Here is a 14,139-nt window from a genome sequence, read left to right as displayed (position 1 = left end):
TGACGCTATGAGTTCAGCCATTATGGCTGCAACAATGACGATCTGGGTTCTTTTCGCGGTAATCACAACCGCAGCGACTGCCATCCTGCTTCATCCGCTTTCAACGGGGAGGAAGACAGCGAGCAGCAAAGCGGATGCCGGCAAGGTCTATCGCGACCAGCTTTTGGAACTCGACGAGGATATCGCCTTCGGGCGTATCTCGCTGGACCAATACGAACTGGCCAAAGCAGAGACGGCGCGCCGGCTGTTCAAGGCGGCCGATAACGACCGGCCGGCGCAGACCCCGCAACGCTCCGACAGATGGCTCAAACACGTGATAGCCGTGTTCCTGCCCGTACTCAGTATCGCTCTTTATGTCTCTCTCGGTTCTCCTGATATCCCCTCGCGTCCTTTGGCGACGAGGCTCGCGGAGCCGGGCGAGGATCTCGCAATCCTCGTGAAGAAGATGGAGAATCATCTCGCCGAGCGCCCCGAGGACGGGCGGGGATGGGACATCATCGCTCCGGTTTACCTGAAGATGGGCCGGGTGGATGACGCGGCAAAGGCGTATCGAACCGCGCTTCACCTGGACGGAGCCAATGTTCCCCGTCTTGAAGGGCTGTCGGAAACGCTCATGGCCACCTCAAATGGCACGGTGACGGCAGAGGTGCTCGATGAACTCAAGCAGGTTCTCTCCCTCGAGCCGAACAATCCGCGTGCACGTTTCTACATTGCCCTGAGCATGGAGCAGGCGGGTCAGCCGGAAGAGGCGCGGAGCGCTTTCGAGACATTGGCGAAGCAATCGCCTGCCGATGCCCCCTGGCTGCCGCTGGTCAACGAGCACATCGCCAAGAATGGCGGTCAGGCTGCAGCGCCCGAGGCCCAGCCCGCGGCGCCGGGCGGCCCGACTTCCGAGGATGTGGCGGCGGCTGAGACGATGAGCAGCGGCGACTGTCAGCAGATGATCCGCGGCATGGTGGAAAGCCTCGATGCGAAGTTGTCAGCTGATCCCAACAATTTCGAGGGCTGGATGCGTCTCGTCCGCTCTTACGCCGTATTGAACGACAAGGATCGCGCCGCGGGCGCCCTGAAGCGCGGGCTTGCGGCCTTCCCGGCATCAGGCGATGAGGGCAGGCAGCTGCTGGCGCTCGGCAAGGAGCTCGGCATCGCGACGGAGGGATTGAGCGAATGACGCGCAAGCAGAAACGCATGGCGGTGATTGCCGGCGGCATGGGCTTCATTGCCGCCGCCGTGCTGCTCGTCATGTTCGCCTTCAGCCAGTCGGTCGCCTATTTTTACATGCCCGGCGATCTCGCCAGCAACCCGATCGCACCGGGCACCCGCATCCGCCTCGGCGGCCTCGTGGGCGAGGGCAGCGTCATGCGCGGCGAGGGCTCGGTCGTGCGTTTTGCCGTGACGGATCCGAGCGGTCAGATCGTCAATGTCCGCTACCAGGGCATCCTTCCCGATCTCTTCCGCGAAGGGCAGGGGGTGGTGACCGAGGGCGCGTTCGAGACAGGCAGCAATGTCTTCACCGCCGATACCGTGCTTGCCAAGCATGACGAGACCTATATGCCCAAGGAAGTCGCCGACAGGCTGAAGGCCCAGGGCCTCTGGGAAGAGGGCAAGGGGGCCGCACCGCAAGGCGAGGCGGCAAAGGGCCAGGAAGCCCAGGGACAACAGACAAGGGCAACGCCATGATCATCGAGATCGGCCACTATGCGCTGGTTCTGGCGCTCGCAACGGCAATCATCCTGTCGCTCGTGCCTGTGATCGGCGCAAGGCGCGGCGATCAGGCGATGATGGATGTGGCGCCGCTCGGCTCGGTCCTGCTCTTCGCCCTCGTTGCCTTCTCCTTCGGCGTGCTGACCTATGCCCATGTGGTTTCCGACTTCTCCGTCCAGAATGTCTGGGAGAATTCGCATTCGCTGGTGCCGCTGATCTACAAGTACTCCGGCGTCTGGGGCAATCACGAGGGATCGATGATGCTCTGGCTTCTGATCCTGGCGCTGTTCAGCGCGCTGGTCGCGATCTTCGGCCGCAATCTGCCCGATACGCTGAAGGCCAATGTGCTCTCGGTCCAGGCCTGGATCTCGGTCGCCTTCATCCTCTTCATCCTGTTGACCTCCAATCCCTTCACCCGCCTCGATCCGGCGCCGGCCGAGGGCAAGGATCTGAACCCGGTGCTGCAGGATATCGGCCTCGCCATCCATCCGCCGCTCCTCTATCTCGGTTATGTCGGCTTCTCCGTCTGCTTCTCTTTTGCCGTTGCCGCCCTTCTCGACGGCCGCATCGATGCCGCCTGGGCGCGCTGGGTGCGGCCCTGGACGCTCGCTGCCTGGACCTTCCTGACGCTCGGCATCGCCATGGGCTCCTACTGGGCCTATTACGAACTCGGCTGGGGCGGCTGGTGGTTCTGGGATCCGGTGGAAAACGCCTCCTTCATGCCCTGGCTTGCCGGCACCGCACTTCTGCACTCGGCCCTCGTCATGGAAAAGCGCGAAGCGCTGAAGATCTGGACGGTGCTGCTTGCCATCCTGACCTTCTCGCTGTCGCTGATGGGCACTTTCCTGGTGCGCTCCGGCGTCCTGACCTCGGTCCATGCTTTCGCCAGCGACCCGAGCCGCGGCGTCTTCATCCTCTGCATTCTCCTGATCTTCATCGGCGGGGCGCTATCGCTTTTTGCCTTCCGCGCGCCGCTTCTGTCGGCCGGCGGTCTGTTTGCGCCGATCTCGCGTGAGGGGGCGCTCGTCGTCAACAACCTGATCCTGACGGTTGCCTGCGGCACGGTGCTGACGGGCACGCTCTATCCGCTGGTGCTGGAAACGCTGACTGGCGACAAGATCTCCGTCGGCCCGCCCTTCTTCAACCTGACATTCGGCCTGCTGATGGCGCCGCTTTTGATCATCGTGCCCTTCGGCCCGCTGCTCGCCTGGAAACGCGGCGATCTGCTCGGCGCCCTGCAGCGGCTCTATGTCGTGGCCGGTCTCGCTTTCGTCGCAGCCCTCGTCTTCTTCTATATCGAACATGGCGGCCCGGTCATGGCAGTGATCGGCCTTGCCGCCGGCCTGTTCCTGATCCTTGGCGCGGCGGCCGACCTCTGGTATCGCGCCGGCATCGGCAAGGTGAAGGCTGATATCGCCTGGCGCCGCCTGACCGGCCTGCCGCGCTCGGCCTTCGGCGCCGCGCTTGCCCATGCCGGTCTTGGCGTCACCGTGCTCGGCATCGTCGCCGTGACCACCTTCCAGACCGAACATGTGGTCGAGATGAAGCAGGGCCAGTCGACGGAGGCCGGCGGCTACAGCATCCTCTTTGACGGCATGCGGCCGGCAACCGGCCCGAACTACACCGAGGATCGCGGCCATTTCTCGATCCGTCGTGGTGGCGCCGAGGTGGCCGATGTCTGGTCTGCCAAGCGGCTCTACACTGCCCGGCAGATGCCGACGACGGAGGCCGGTATTCTCACGTTCGGCCTCAGCCAGCTCTATGTCTCGCTGGGTGACGCGACGAAGGACGGCGGCATCGTCGTGCGCATCTGGTGGAAACCGTTCATCCTCTGCATCTGGGGCGGAGCGCTCATCATGGCCTTCGGCGGCTTCGTCTCGCTGACCGACCGGCGCCTGCGCGTCGGGGCTCCGAGCAGGAAGGCAAAGCCGGCGAAACCAGCGGCACCTGCCATGGAGCCGGCGGAATGATCAGGCGTTTTCTCCTCGTCCTGACGTTGATCCTGGCGGCCGCACCAGCCTTCGCCGTCAACCCGGACGAGATGCTCTCCGATCCGGCCCTCGAAGCCCGGGCGCGAACATTGTCTGCCGAACTGCGCTGCATGGTCTGCCAGAACCAGTCGATCGACGATTCCAATGCCGATCTCGCAAAGGATCTGCGCCTGCTGGTGCGCGAGCGCATTACCGATGGCGACAGCGACGAGCAGGTGTTGAACTACATCGTCTCGCGCTACGGGGAATTCGTCCTCCTGAAGCCGCGCTTCAGTCTGCGCACGCTGTTGCTCTGGGGGGCACCGGTGCTGTTGATCCTTGCCGGCGGGGTTTCGCTCATCGTCTTTGCCCGCAAGCGGGCTGGAAAGCCAACTGGCAGCAAGCTGACGGCAGAAGAGCAGGCAAGGCTTGCCGAGTTGCTTGATCCGACACCGCGACTTTGACGGAGGTCAAGGTCGGTTCGTCCAAGCCGTCCTACGCTCATGGCACCAGATGTTTCCGAAAGGGGAGGTGCACGCATGCAGGCCAAGGACATTATGACGAGCAACGTGGTCTCGATCAGCCCTGCGGCAGGGATCCGTCATGCCGCCGCAGTGATGATGCAAAACAACATCAGCGGGCTGCCTGTCGTGGACGACGAAGGGCGGATCTGCGGAATTCTGACCGAAGGCGACCTGTTGCTGCGGCGCGAGATCCGGCTTGCGCCGCGCACCGCGCGTAACGCGGAAATCACGTCCGATGTCGATCTCGACCGCTACATTCGCGGCAACGGCTGGTCCGTCAGAGATATCATGTCGCGCGATGTTATAGTCGCCAGCCCGGACAGCGAGGTTTCGGATATTGCCGAAAGCCTCGAGGTCCATCGCATCAAGCGTATTCCGATCGTCGACGACGGACGGCTCGTGGGGATCGTCAGCCGGCGCGATATCCTCGCACTGATAACCGACGCGCCGACACTCAGGTTGCCGCGCGAGGATGACGCGATCCTACTCGCTGTTCGCACACGCCTGAAATATGATCTCGGGCTGACGCCGCAAAGGATCCGCGTCTCCGTCCATAACGGACAGATCACGCTCGAAGGAAATGTGGAAACCGACTTGCAGCGCCGTGCCGTGCTTGCGCTCGTCGAGAATCTCGGATTGGGCAGCTGCCTCGATCGGTTGCAGCTTGTCGCGGATTCGGAGAAGCGATCACAACCGGCTTGAGGCCGAGTCGCCGAGCCAACTGCGACGAAGGGCTTCCGGTCAGCTGCCGGCAGCCAGTGCCCTGTCGAGAGCGGGACCAAGGCCGGCCGACAGGGCCTTGTCGTCGAGCGGGCCGACCTGCTTGAACAGGATGCGGCCGTCGCGGTCGATGACGAAGGTCTCCGGCACGCCGTAAACACCCCAATCGATCGCTTCCCTTCCGGTCGGATCGACCCCGACGGCAGCGTAGGGATTTCCGTTTTCGTGCAAGAAGGCCAGAGCGTTGCTGCTGTCATCCTTATAATTGATGCCTATCAGCTTGACGCGTGGGTCCTTCGATAGCCGCATGAGCGCGCCATGTTCCTGCCGGCAGGGAACGCACCAGGACGCGAATACGTTGACGATCGTGACCTGGCCGGAAAACCCGCTATCTTGAAGTCCGGGAGACTGCAGACCAGCAAGCGGCGGCAGATCGATTACCGGGTGTACCTGACCGATCAGTGCGGAAGGGAGGGCGGAGGGCGAATATCCTTCCGCCGCCTCCCGATAGAGCGTGCGCCCGGCGGCTCCGGCAATTGCCACAAAGACGAGCAGCGGCATGGCGGCAACCAGATAGCGGCGCACCTAGCGTGCCTCGTGGCGCGCGCCATGCCTGATCTTCGCCACTATCTCGACCTGCCGGCGATAGGTGCGGCCGCGAAACCAGGTCGTCGCGCTGATGGCGGTCATGACGGCGAATGCGGCGGCATAGGCCGCCAGCACATAGTCCCGATGTGTCATTTCAATTCTCCTTTTGCATTGCGGCCCGTGCCGCCAGGCGGTGATGCGACATGAGTCTCCGCCGCCAGATTTCGTTCCTGATCGAGGCCAGGAGGAGCGTGAAAAAGAGCGCCGTGAAGGCCAGGCCCATGGTCAGGAGCGGGCGAAGGAATTCGATGTCCAGAGCGGGGCCATCCAGCCTGAGCACGCTTGCCGGCTGATGCAATGTGTTCCACCAATCGACCGAGAACTTGATGATCGGGATGTTGACGAAGCCCACGAGAATGAGAACCGCCGTGACACGAGCAGCGCGCGTTGGCTCGTCGACTGCGCGGTTGATCGCCAGCAGGCCGAGATACATCAGGAAAAGCACGAACATCGAGGTCAGTCGCGCGTCCCACACCCACCAGGTTCCCCACATCGGCTTGCCCCAGATCGCCCCTGTCACGAGCGACACGAAGGTAAAGGCGGCGCCGATTGGCACAGCAGCGCGCGCGGCGACATCGGCAAGCGGATGGCGCCATACCAGGGAGCCGATGGCGTTTGCGGTCATCACCACATAACAGAACATTGCCATCCATGCCGCCGGGACATGGACATACATGATCCTGACGGTCTCGCCCTGCTGGTAATCACCATCGGACACAAAACTCAGATAAAGTCCAACAGCGAAACAGAGGGTGGTGACGATCGAAAGTCCAGGCAGGACCCGATCGGCCAGTTCCAGGAATCTGGCGGGCTGAGCAAGCCTGGTGATGTCGTCTTTGATGCGTTCGACATAGGTCATGGCCCGCTCTAGCGCCCAAAGCCGTCATGTTAATTGACCGGGATCAAACTGCGACCATTGGTGCGGTCATGCGTCTTTCATTTCGCTCACCTGCTATCACAGTTCGATCCTCGGTCGCGGGTCCAGCAGGCTCATCGTGACATATTGCCGAGGTCTTCTGACGCGGCAACGCTTGGCGGAACCGGCCGATAATTGATCGCGGTCAAAGACGAACGCCGCGCAAATGCCAAAAAGGAGACATTCCAGTCCAGGAGACCCTCACCTTGATGATTGCCGCGCACGACCGATCCGCCACTCCTCCCGCCGACGTGATTGCGGGCTCCAGCCCGCAGCCGGGGGAAACGAAGTCTGCTGTCTCCGGCCTCGTCCGGTTGCTGCCCCTGCTACGGCCTCACCGGGGCTTGGTCCTCCTGGCGGTGATCTCGCTCGCGGCGGCGGCGCTGATCTCGCTTGCGTTGCCGATGGCGGTCCGCCGGATGATCGATCATGGGTTCGGACAGTTCGACGGTGGCTTCATCAACAGCTATTTCCTGATGCTTCTTGCGCTTGCAATCGCGCTCGCCATAGCAAGCGCCTGCCGCTATTATTTTGTCACGACGCTTGGCGAGCGCGTTGTCAGCGACCTGCGTGTGAAGACCTTCCGAAATGTGACGCGGTTGCCGGCAAGCTTTTTTGACGCCAACAAATCCGGCGACATCGCATCGCGACTGACCGCGGATGCCGCACAGATCAAGTCCGCATTGAACCTCGCTGCATCGGTGGCCTTGCGCAATTCGCTGCTGTGCCTGGGCGCGCTGGTGATGATGTTCGTCACCAGCCCTGGACTTTCCGCCATCACATTGGGTGCCATCCCGCTTGTGATCGCGCCGCTCGTCCTTTTCGGGCGCTCGGTCCGGAGAAAATCGCGGGCGGCTCAGGACGCTCTCGCGACCGCATCCGCTTTCGCCAGCGAAATGATTGCCGGAAGCCGGACGGTCCAGGCCTTCAACGGGGAGGCAGCGGCGAGCGACAGGTATGCGCATGACGTCGAGGCGTCCTATCGCAGCGCCGTCCTTGCCGCCAGCTCGCGTGCGCTCCTGACCGCCGTTGCCATTGCAATGATTTTCGGAAGCGTCGTCGGGGTTCTCTGGATCGGCGCCCATAATCTGCTCTCGGGAACGTTGTCGGCCGGAAGTCTGAGCCAGTTCCTGCTCTATTCCGTCATTGCGGCAGGGTCGCTGGGCTCGCTCTCGGAGGTCTGGGGCGAACTGGCGCAGGCTGCGGCTTCAGCCGAACGCCTTTTCGAATTGCTCGATGAAGATGCCGGTGAGAGCGAGCAGGCCTCGCGTTCTGCGCTCAGCCAACCCGCAAAAGGAGCGATCGGAATTCGAGACCTGCATTTCGCCTATCCGGGCGCTCCGGACAGGCAAGTCCTCACGGGCCTGTCGATGAACGTGCGGTCCGGCGAGACAGTCGCGCTTGTCGGTGCTTCCGGCTCGGGCAAAAGCACAATCTTCTCGCTCATGCTCGGTTTCTACAAGGATTATGCGGGCGACATTTTGCTCGATGGTTGCGATGCGCGCACGATCTCCACCACTGCAGTACGAGGCGAAATTGCCGTCGTACCGCAGGACGTGACCATCTTCGCAACCAGTATCGCAGAAAATATAAGTCTCGGACGGTCGGATGCGTCGCTGGGCGAGATCGTGGCTGCAGCGACGGTGGCAAGAGCGCATGGGTTTATTTCCGAGCTAACGGATGGTTACCGTACCGTTGTCGGCGAGCGCGGTCTCACTTTATCGGGCGGTCAGCGGCAAAGACTGGCGATCGCCCGTGCAGTCCTGAAAAACGCGCCGATCCTCTTGCTGGATGAGGCCACGGCATCTCTCGATTCAGAAAACGAGATGCTGGTGCAACGGGGGCTCGACGAATTGATGTCCAATCGCACGACAATCGTGATTGCTCATCGGCTTGCCACCGTGCTCAAGGCGGATCGAATTCTGGTGCTCGACGGAGGGCGAGTAATCGAGGAGGGAACACACACCGCGCTGATCCGCAAGGGCGGTGCATATTCCAGGCTTGCCGAGTTGCAGTTCGATCTCTCGGGGTCGGCGGCCATGGAACACGATGCGGCGTAAGGGCAACGACAAACAGTGGCAGATCGCGCGTTGCGGCCACGTCCGCTTTCTGCCCCTCGGTAAGAGGCTTAAATAAATTGCTGGGAAGAGTTCTCCAGACATAGTCTGTAATCTTCAGCGGAGTCCGGTATTTCGATAGGCTGGTGTCGAACGTTCGGTTATCCATATGGCTCTCAGTGTTTCATGAAAGGTGAACGTGAAACGGAAAGGCAACCCCATATTGCAGGGGCTGCCTCGTCCAAACCTTGCACTAGCCGATCAGGTAACCGGAGATTTGCGTGGCATCACACCAGTCCTCGTCTGACTGCGGCGTCAGCACACGGCAAGCCGTTGGCTTTGCCGCCTCTCGGCCCGAAGTAGTAATCGCAGCCCTCAATGTTCTCAATCCCATACATTGCAATTTTCCCAGCTCTCGGCTTTCCTGCAACCGGAAAGTGATCTCGGAGGTTACGGATGACGGAAGCAAAACGCGTTGATGAACTGTTCGAGGCCTGGGCTAACGATCATTCGCCTGGCTGCGCGGTTGCGGTCATGCGTGACGGCGAGGTTATCCATAGGCGGGGATTCGGCATCGCCAATCTGGGCCACGGTATCGCGATCGGGCCGTCCACCGTCTTTCATTCGGCATCTGTCTCCAAACAGTTCACTGCATTTGCCATCCTGCTACTGTCGGCCGAAGGAAAATTGTCGCTTGATGATGTGGTGGGTAAATACATGCCCGGCCTGCCTGATTTCGGCGCACCGATCACCCTCAGGCACCTCATGCACCATACGGGTGGCCTGCGCGATCACTGGGAATTGCTGGGCCTCGCCGGCTGGCGCTACTCCAAGGACCTGATCACCGATGCCGACATCCTCGCGATCGTCTCCCGGCAGCAGGATCTGAACTTCCAGCCGGGTGACGAGCACCTCTATTGCAACACGGGTTATGCCTTGCTGGCGGAGGTCGTGAAGGTGGTCAGCGGGCAGTCGCTCCGTGCCTTTACCTCGGCCCGGATTTTGAACCGCTTGGCATGCACAACACGTTCTTTCGCGACAACTATGCCGAAGTTGTCAGGAATGTCGCTGACGGCTATGTCGGGACGGAGACCGGGGTTGAGATCTCCAACACGAACTTCGATACGGTCGGCGCGACCAGCCTGCTGACGACAGTGGAAGATCTCGCGCTCTGGGATGAAAATTTCTACCACAAGCGTGTCGGGGGGCCCGACGTCATCGCAAGGATGGTCGAATGCGGCCGACTGAACGATGGCAGTGAAATCGGCTATGCCTCGGGTCTCGGCGTCGGTACTTATCGCGGCCTTGCGATCGTCGAACATACCGGCGGCGATGCCGGCTTCCGCTCCGATATCATCCGCTTTCCGGAGCAGCATTTCACCGTGGCGATCCTTGCCAATTTCGGGTCGATCGTGCCGAGCAACCTCGCGCGGGGGATCGCCGATATCTATCTGGCAGATGTGTTGCATCCGATCCCGGAATCTTTGCCGAGCACGTTTCCGCAACCCGGCGCCGATGCATTGGAATTGCTCACCGGCTATTACGCCGAACCGCGACTGGCCGGCCGCGTCGCCCGCCTCGTGGCGCATGAGGGAAAACTGCTGATAGGCTATGACATCGAATATGGCACATATCGCCTTGAAACGGTGGATGACCGCCGGTTCCGTTTCAGCGATTTCCCGAACCATGAGCTCGCGCTGGAGCAAGGAGAAGGCGAGCCGGCAACTGAGCTGACCTCCTATCGCGACGGCAAGCGCCTGTACCAATACCGGCGATTGCCCGCCTATACGCCGTCGCCAAAGGAGCTTGCCGATCTCGCAGGCACCTATCGTCCGGTCGAAAACGACATGCCCTACGAGGTGAAGGTTCGGGAAGCGGGGCTGGTATTCAAATCCGTGAAGTCACGGGAAATAGCGCTGACAGCCGTCGCTCCGGACCATTTTCTCGGTGACGGGGACCGGTTCACCTTTGCCCGCGATGACGACGGTCGGGTCACTGGCATGCTGATGAACAGTGGTCGCATCCGCAATTTCCGCTTCGAGCGGCTTTGAACCGCTCGCAGCGCCGGAATGTCTGCTCCTGGCGCTTTCCAGACGAAACATCCTACGGATGAGCCGGTTGATGGCTTACATTTCATCAAAGCGGCTATTTTCGCTATTGCTCCACAGTCATTGTTACATTGGCCGCTCTTCATTGCTGGCCACGCGCTCGGGTCCGAAAACTAGAAATGCTCCCCGCCCCAGGGTGCAGGCCCGAGAACGCGCGATCGAGGATCATGACTGCCTGATCGGAACAACCAAGCCCCGTCGCATGGCAAACCCGGCGAGCGGAACCATGGGCCTCATTGACCGGATTTTACCGCGGCAAGCTGGCTAGCCCTTCCAAACGTTATGCCGGCCAGGGCGACGAGCCTGTCGACATGCACGACCAGACCAACGACGACCGCGAGACGCGCGGTTCGCCAATCGACTTCTTCCCCGCCCTTCAGGCGGCCGATGGACCGGGGTCGTCCGGTTTCTCCGGCGCTGGCCTCTGTCTGTCGGGCGCTCCACCCTTTAGCAGCCTCAGCGTCGGCTTCCCAGCGAGCCTCATCCTCACCTGAAAGCCGTCCGATCCCCTCATCGCTCGTTCCGGCTGGTAGTTGACGGTTTCCAGTAGAACCTGTTCCTGAAACCCATCTGCATTTTCGATAATGATCTTCTGACCTTCCCTTAAGCCAAGAAGGGCAAGGCCACGAAGCGTGTCGACCGGGAGCAGCATGCCGACCGGCGTCGTCATACGGCCAGTGGTGAGGATGCGCGTGTCCCGCCTACCGTCGATGCTGAAGGTCACTCGACTGTTCAGGCTTGCGGCATCTTCTGGCAGATCCTCCCTGAACACGACAGTCGCGGCGTCCATCTTCCGCCCCAGGAGCTCGTGCAGCAGGCTGTCGCGAACGAGGGGGTCATCGATCATCGCCTCGAGCAGTGTAAAGTCCTTCGTGGTCAGCAAGCATTGGTCTCTCATCGCAGTCTCCATCGCCCGTATCCGGGCACTCAATTCGAATGGGTGGAGTTCCCCTGGCCGCGAACGGCGCAGGGGTCAGGAGCCTGCTGTGATGCACCCTCCGGGAAGATGATTTGGGCGTGGGTCGAGGATCATAACATTTGACCGAGTTCCGCGGACTCAGACACCCATTCTACGGTCAGCCGGTGCAACTGACCGTCGCGAGCAGTCCAGTCCATGGACTGACCGGCTCTCAGCCCTATCAATGCAGTGCCAATCGGGGTGAGGACTGAAATCTTGCCTTCGGCGATGTCTGCCTCCCCCGGCAATACGAGCGTCACCGTCCGGTCTTCCCCGAGGTCACTGGTGAAGCGCACGGTCGAACCGATGCGGATGATGCCGCGCGGGAGCTGATGGTCGTCCACAACGTGCGCACGTTCCAATTCGTAGAGCAGTTCGTCGGACACGACGGGATTTTTCGAAAGCTGCGCCTCGGCGATTTTCGTCAATTTTAAGTGGTCGGAGTGACCGATGATGATCGCGGGCCTGTTTGGGGGTCGCTTGTTTGCCATCTGCAATCTCCAGCTGACCGCAAATCTGTTCTGCGGCAGCGAAACGATCGGATATGAGGAGAATGTCGCTGTGGCGCGCCGACATGTCGAAGTCGGACGCCAGTATCCCTCGGCAGGCGCGACGTCGCCAGCCGGGGATTAGGATCCCGCGATGAGGATTACCCGCTTCACAACACTATTATGGTGCCAGATCAACATGGAATGAAGATGGCGATGAACCGTTGACGAGTCAAGGATGGCGCGCGGGCGAGAGGCGCGGCTCTGTTGGACTCAGGCTCTGAAGCCGCCATCGTCTGCCGGCGTTCGCCCTGAAATATATCGCATTGCGATATAAATTCATTGATGAGATCTTGACCACAGAGGAGCGCATTTCTATGGAAAATCGACCGAATCCCGCGGCAATGCGTCCTGCGGCGCGTTATCCTGCGGATAAAACGCTCGAAGATCTGAGGCAAAAGGTTCACGCCCTCCTCGATGATAGAATGGCGAGCCGTTTCGAGCTCCTCCGCGCTGAATGGTTTTACGATCTGGCTCTGCTGATCAATGACTTCCGTCTATGGATGCAGCGCCTCGATCAGAGTTTCGGTCGCTTCCAGTAGCCATTGCTTGTCCGGCTCCCTCACGAACGGAAACTCGCCACCACGGCTTCAAACACGCTCGTTAGTAGTGGTCTGCTGGGCGATCAGTCCGAGGCAGTTCGACCGCATATGAAATGGGGTCCTCCAAGGACGGCCTTATTAACATCAATCGGAAGAAGAGGTTGCGTCTCCGAAACTCGGCCATGCATGCGCCGTTGCCGCGGCCAGCGGATGACCGATCTGATTAAGGTCGTTCAGCTAGGAATCTCGAACCTTCGTAACAGCGGCGAACTTGTCGAATGCGACGAGGCCAGCATGCCGCCGTCACCACCTCGTGTCGCGGAGGTTTGACTTCGGAAAATCAGCTGCCGGAATGGACACAGAAATCCGCCGAATCCCAATGGAGCTTGGCTTCATGGACAAGGGCGAGCGATGGCATCGAAAGATTTTCAGCTGCGGGTGGCGGGTTCATCGAACCCTGTAGCACTCCCGTGCGGAACGCAGTCGACTCCAAGCCAGGAGAGCGGCATGGATCTGTCAGAACGGCAGCCTCGATCCGCGCCGCTCGTCGGCGCCGAGCCGAACGCGTTAGGGCAATAGCAACTACAGCGCAAGATTTCAAAGAAGTCTTCGTAAAGGTTGTATAGGCTCACGTCTCATGCGGGCACACATTGTAAGAATTTTAGAGATCGGTGGAATCGCTGCGATCCTCACGGCCTTTGTCGGCATATGGTGGGAGGCGCCGGCCGGTTCCTTCGATCCCTTCTGTACTTACACCACTCAATACGAGGTGGCCGCATCGCTCAGCGTGGGACCGGAGACGCTCCATTCGGTAATACGGGCCCAGAACAGGCGTTCGAGACGTTGGGTCGAGCGGATTTTCAATGGCGGATGCAAACCATCATCCAACAACGCACATGCATTTGTAGCGCGCGATGGAAGGGTCTTCTTGATTCCAATGCAATTGTGCCCGTTGGCCGAAGAGGTGCTGCGCGATATCGAGCAGGTCGACGTCCTTCGCGTCTGCAAGGGACGATGGCCGAACCGTACCGCTGGATTCGTCGTGATGACCGCTGACAAGCCGACGCAATGGGAGCTGTTCGATCCTTTCGGAAACGGTGCCGCGACACTCGCGTCGATGCATGCCGTGCCCTATCGATGGGGTTCGCCGAAAGATGATGTCGAGGAGAAGGCCCCCAATCTTGTCAAAACTGATTTTGACGGGAGTCGAAACTGGTACGACAGTCCGAACCGCGTTGTCCGACGGTCCAGCGACATCGTCTACCGTGCCCAGAAGGTCGAGCCTGGGATCGCATTAGGGAGGACACCCCGATAGGTATTGCTCGACGCGCATATATTGCACTGGCTGTCCTCCTGCTCCTCCCATTTGTCTACGAGTGGTACCTCAATTCCGCGCGTATGAGGGGGACCGGTGAAGCCGAGGTCGCTAAATCCGTTCCAGGCG

At 60.7% G+C, this 14,139-nt stretch carries 14 protein-coding genes; 9 read left to right on the top strand and 5 right to left on the bottom strand.

Annotation, left to right across the window (positions count from 1 at the left end; genetic code table 11):
• Nucleotides 1-34 precede the first annotated feature (34 nt).
• The 5 genes from ccmI (at nt 35) to LVY75_07550 (ending at nt 4,900) form a co-directional block, all read left to right on the top strand.
• The gene (ccmI, locus tag LVY75_07570; protein XAZ19986.1) at nt 35-1,171 is read left to right on the top strand and encodes a c-type cytochrome biogenesis protein CcmI; all 1,137 of its coding nucleotides are present in this window, start codon (nt 35-37) and stop codon (nt 1,169-1,171) included.
• The gene (ccmE, locus tag LVY75_07565; protein ID XAZ19985.1) at nt 1,168-1,680 is read left to right on the top strand and encodes a cytochrome c maturation protein CcmE; all 513 of its coding nucleotides are present in this window, start codon (nt 1,168-1,170) and stop codon (nt 1,678-1,680) included. The genes ccmI and ccmE overlap by 4 nt, the downstream gene beginning before the upstream one ends.
• On the top strand, nt 1,677-3,674 hold the full coding sequence (locus LVY75_07560; protein XAZ19984.1) for a heme lyase CcmF/NrfE family subunit: 1,998 nt from the start codon (nt 1,677-1,679) through the stop codon (nt 3,672-3,674). Before ccmE ends, LVY75_07560 begins: the two co-directional genes overlap by 4 nt.
• Complete coding sequence (locus tag LVY75_07555) at nt 3,671-4,138, top strand: cytochrome c-type biogenesis protein CcmH (GenBank protein ID XAZ19983.1); 468 nt, start codon at nt 3,671-3,673, stop codon at nt 4,136-4,138. Before LVY75_07560 ends, LVY75_07555 begins: the two co-directional genes overlap by 4 nt.
• Nucleotides 4,139-4,213: 75 nt before the next feature.
• Nucleotides 4,214-4,900 (top strand): CBS domain-containing protein, encoded by a 687-nt coding sequence (locus LVY75_07550; protein ID XAZ19982.1) that lies wholly within the window; start codon nt 4,214-4,216, stop codon nt 4,898-4,900.
• 39 nt (nt 4,901-4,939) lie between these two features.
• Here LVY75_07550 and LVY75_07545 read toward each other — a convergent pair whose 3' ends face one another.
• The 3 genes from LVY75_07545 to LVY75_07535 are packed head-to-tail and all read right to left on the bottom strand — an operon-like array spanning nt 4,940 to nt 6,425.
• Nucleotides 4,940-5,503: a DsbE family thiol:disulfide interchange protein gene (locus LVY75_07545; protein ID XAZ19981.1), complete on the bottom strand. Its 564-nt coding sequence runs from the start codon at nt 5,501-5,503 to the stop codon at nt 4,940-4,942.
• On the bottom strand, nt 5,504-5,659 hold the full coding sequence (ccmD, locus tag LVY75_07540; GenBank protein XAZ19980.1) for a heme exporter protein CcmD: 156 nt from the start codon (nt 5,657-5,659) through the stop codon (nt 5,504-5,506).
• 1 nt (nt 5,660) lies between these two features.
• Nucleotides 5,661-6,425, bottom strand: a complete 765-nt coding sequence (locus LVY75_07535; protein ID XAZ19979.1) for a heme ABC transporter permease — start codon at nt 6,423-6,425, stop codon at nt 5,661-5,663.
• 266 nt (nt 6,426-6,691) lie between these two features.
• Between LVY75_07535 and LVY75_07530 the strand changes: the two genes are divergently transcribed.
• Nucleotides 6,692-8,542, top strand: a complete 1,851-nt coding sequence (locus tag LVY75_07530) for an ATP-binding cassette domain-containing protein (protein ID XAZ21356.1) — start codon at nt 6,692-6,694, stop codon at nt 8,540-8,542.
• Nucleotides 8,543-8,995: 453 nt separating this feature from the next.
• Nucleotides 8,996-9,688, top strand: a complete 693-nt coding sequence (locus LVY75_07525) for a beta-lactamase family protein (protein ID XAZ19978.1) — start codon at nt 8,996-8,998, stop codon at nt 9,686-9,688.
• A gap of 1,335 nt (nt 9,689-11,023) precedes the next feature.
• On the opposite strand, the gene LVY75_07520 is transcribed toward LVY75_07525, so the two are convergent.
• Together LVY75_07520 and rnk are read right to left on the bottom strand one after the other, a co-directional pair.
• Nucleotides 11,024-11,530, bottom strand: coding sequence for a nucleoside-diphosphate kinase (locus LVY75_07520; GenBank protein XAZ19977.1), 507 nt, complete (start codon nt 11,528-11,530; stop codon nt 11,024-11,026).
• 146 nt (nt 11,531-11,676) lie between these two features.
• Nucleotides 11,677-12,096 (bottom strand): nucleoside diphosphate kinase regulator, encoded by a 420-nt coding sequence (gene rnk / locus LVY75_07515; GenBank protein ID XAZ19976.1) that lies wholly within the window; start codon nt 12,094-12,096, stop codon nt 11,677-11,679.
• 374 nt (nt 12,097-12,470) lie between these two features.
• Between rnk and LVY75_07510 the strand changes: the two genes are divergently transcribed.
• Nucleotides 12,471-12,695, top strand: coding sequence for a hypothetical protein (locus LVY75_07510; GenBank protein ID XAZ19975.1), 225 nt, complete (start codon nt 12,471-12,473; stop codon nt 12,693-12,695).
• A 637-nt stretch (nt 12,696-13,332) separates the two neighbouring features.
• A complete protein-coding gene (locus LVY75_07505; GenBank protein XAZ19974.1) occupies nt 13,333-14,010 on the top strand; it encodes a hypothetical protein in 678 nt (225 codons plus the stop codon).
• The last annotated feature ends 129 nt before the right edge of the window (nt 14,011-14,139 follow it).

Origin of the sequence: Sinorhizobium sp. B11, from assembly GCA_039725955.1 — a bacterium.
Classification (GTDB): domain Bacteria; phylum Pseudomonadota; class Alphaproteobacteria; order Rhizobiales; family Rhizobiaceae; genus Rhizobium.
The sequence above is the reverse complement of the archived record's forward strand: the minus strand, read 5'-3'. Positions and strand labels throughout refer to the sequence as shown.

Bases quoted from the DNA above. Each gene is read 5' to 3' on its own strand.
- ccmI (XAZ19986.1), top strand. From the start codon at position 35: ATGACGATCTGGGTTCTTTTCGCGGTAATCACAACCGCAGCGACTGCC.
- LVY75_07535 (XAZ19979.1), bottom strand. From the start codon at position 6,425: ATGACCTATGTCGAACGCATCAAAGACGACATCACCAGGCTTGCTCAG.
- LVY75_07550 (XAZ19982.1), top strand. From the start codon at position 4,214: ATGCAGGCCAAGGACATTATGACGAGCAACGTGGTCTCGATCAGCCCT.
- LVY75_07510 (XAZ19975.1), top strand. From the start codon at position 12,471: ATGGAAAATCGACCGAATCCCGCGGCAATGCGTCCTGCGGCGCGTTAT.
- LVY75_07530 (XAZ21356.1), top strand. From the start codon at position 6,692: ATGATTGCCGCGCACGACCGATCCGCCACTCCTCCCGCCGACGTGATT.
- rnk (XAZ19976.1), bottom strand. From the start codon at position 12,096: ATGGCAAACAAGCGACCCCCAAACAGGCCCGCGATCATCATCGGTCAC.
- LVY75_07505 (XAZ19974.1), top strand. From the start codon at position 13,333: ATGCGGGCACACATTGTAAGAATTTTAGAGATCGGTGGAATCGCTGCG.
- ccmE (XAZ19985.1), top strand. From the start codon at position 1,168: ATGACGCGCAAGCAGAAACGCATGGCGGTGATTGCCGGCGGCATGGGC.
- LVY75_07525 (XAZ19978.1), top strand. From the start codon at position 8,996: ATGACGGAAGCAAAACGCGTTGATGAACTGTTCGAGGCCTGGGCTAAC.
- LVY75_07560 (XAZ19984.1), top strand. From the start codon at position 1,677: ATGATCATCGAGATCGGCCACTATGCGCTGGTTCTGGCGCTCGCAACG.
- ccmD (XAZ19980.1), bottom strand. From the start codon at position 5,659: ATGACACATCGGGACTATGTGCTGGCGGCCTATGCCGCCGCATTCGCC.
- LVY75_07555 (XAZ19983.1), top strand. From the start codon at position 3,671: ATGATCAGGCGTTTTCTCCTCGTCCTGACGTTGATCCTGGCGGCCGCA.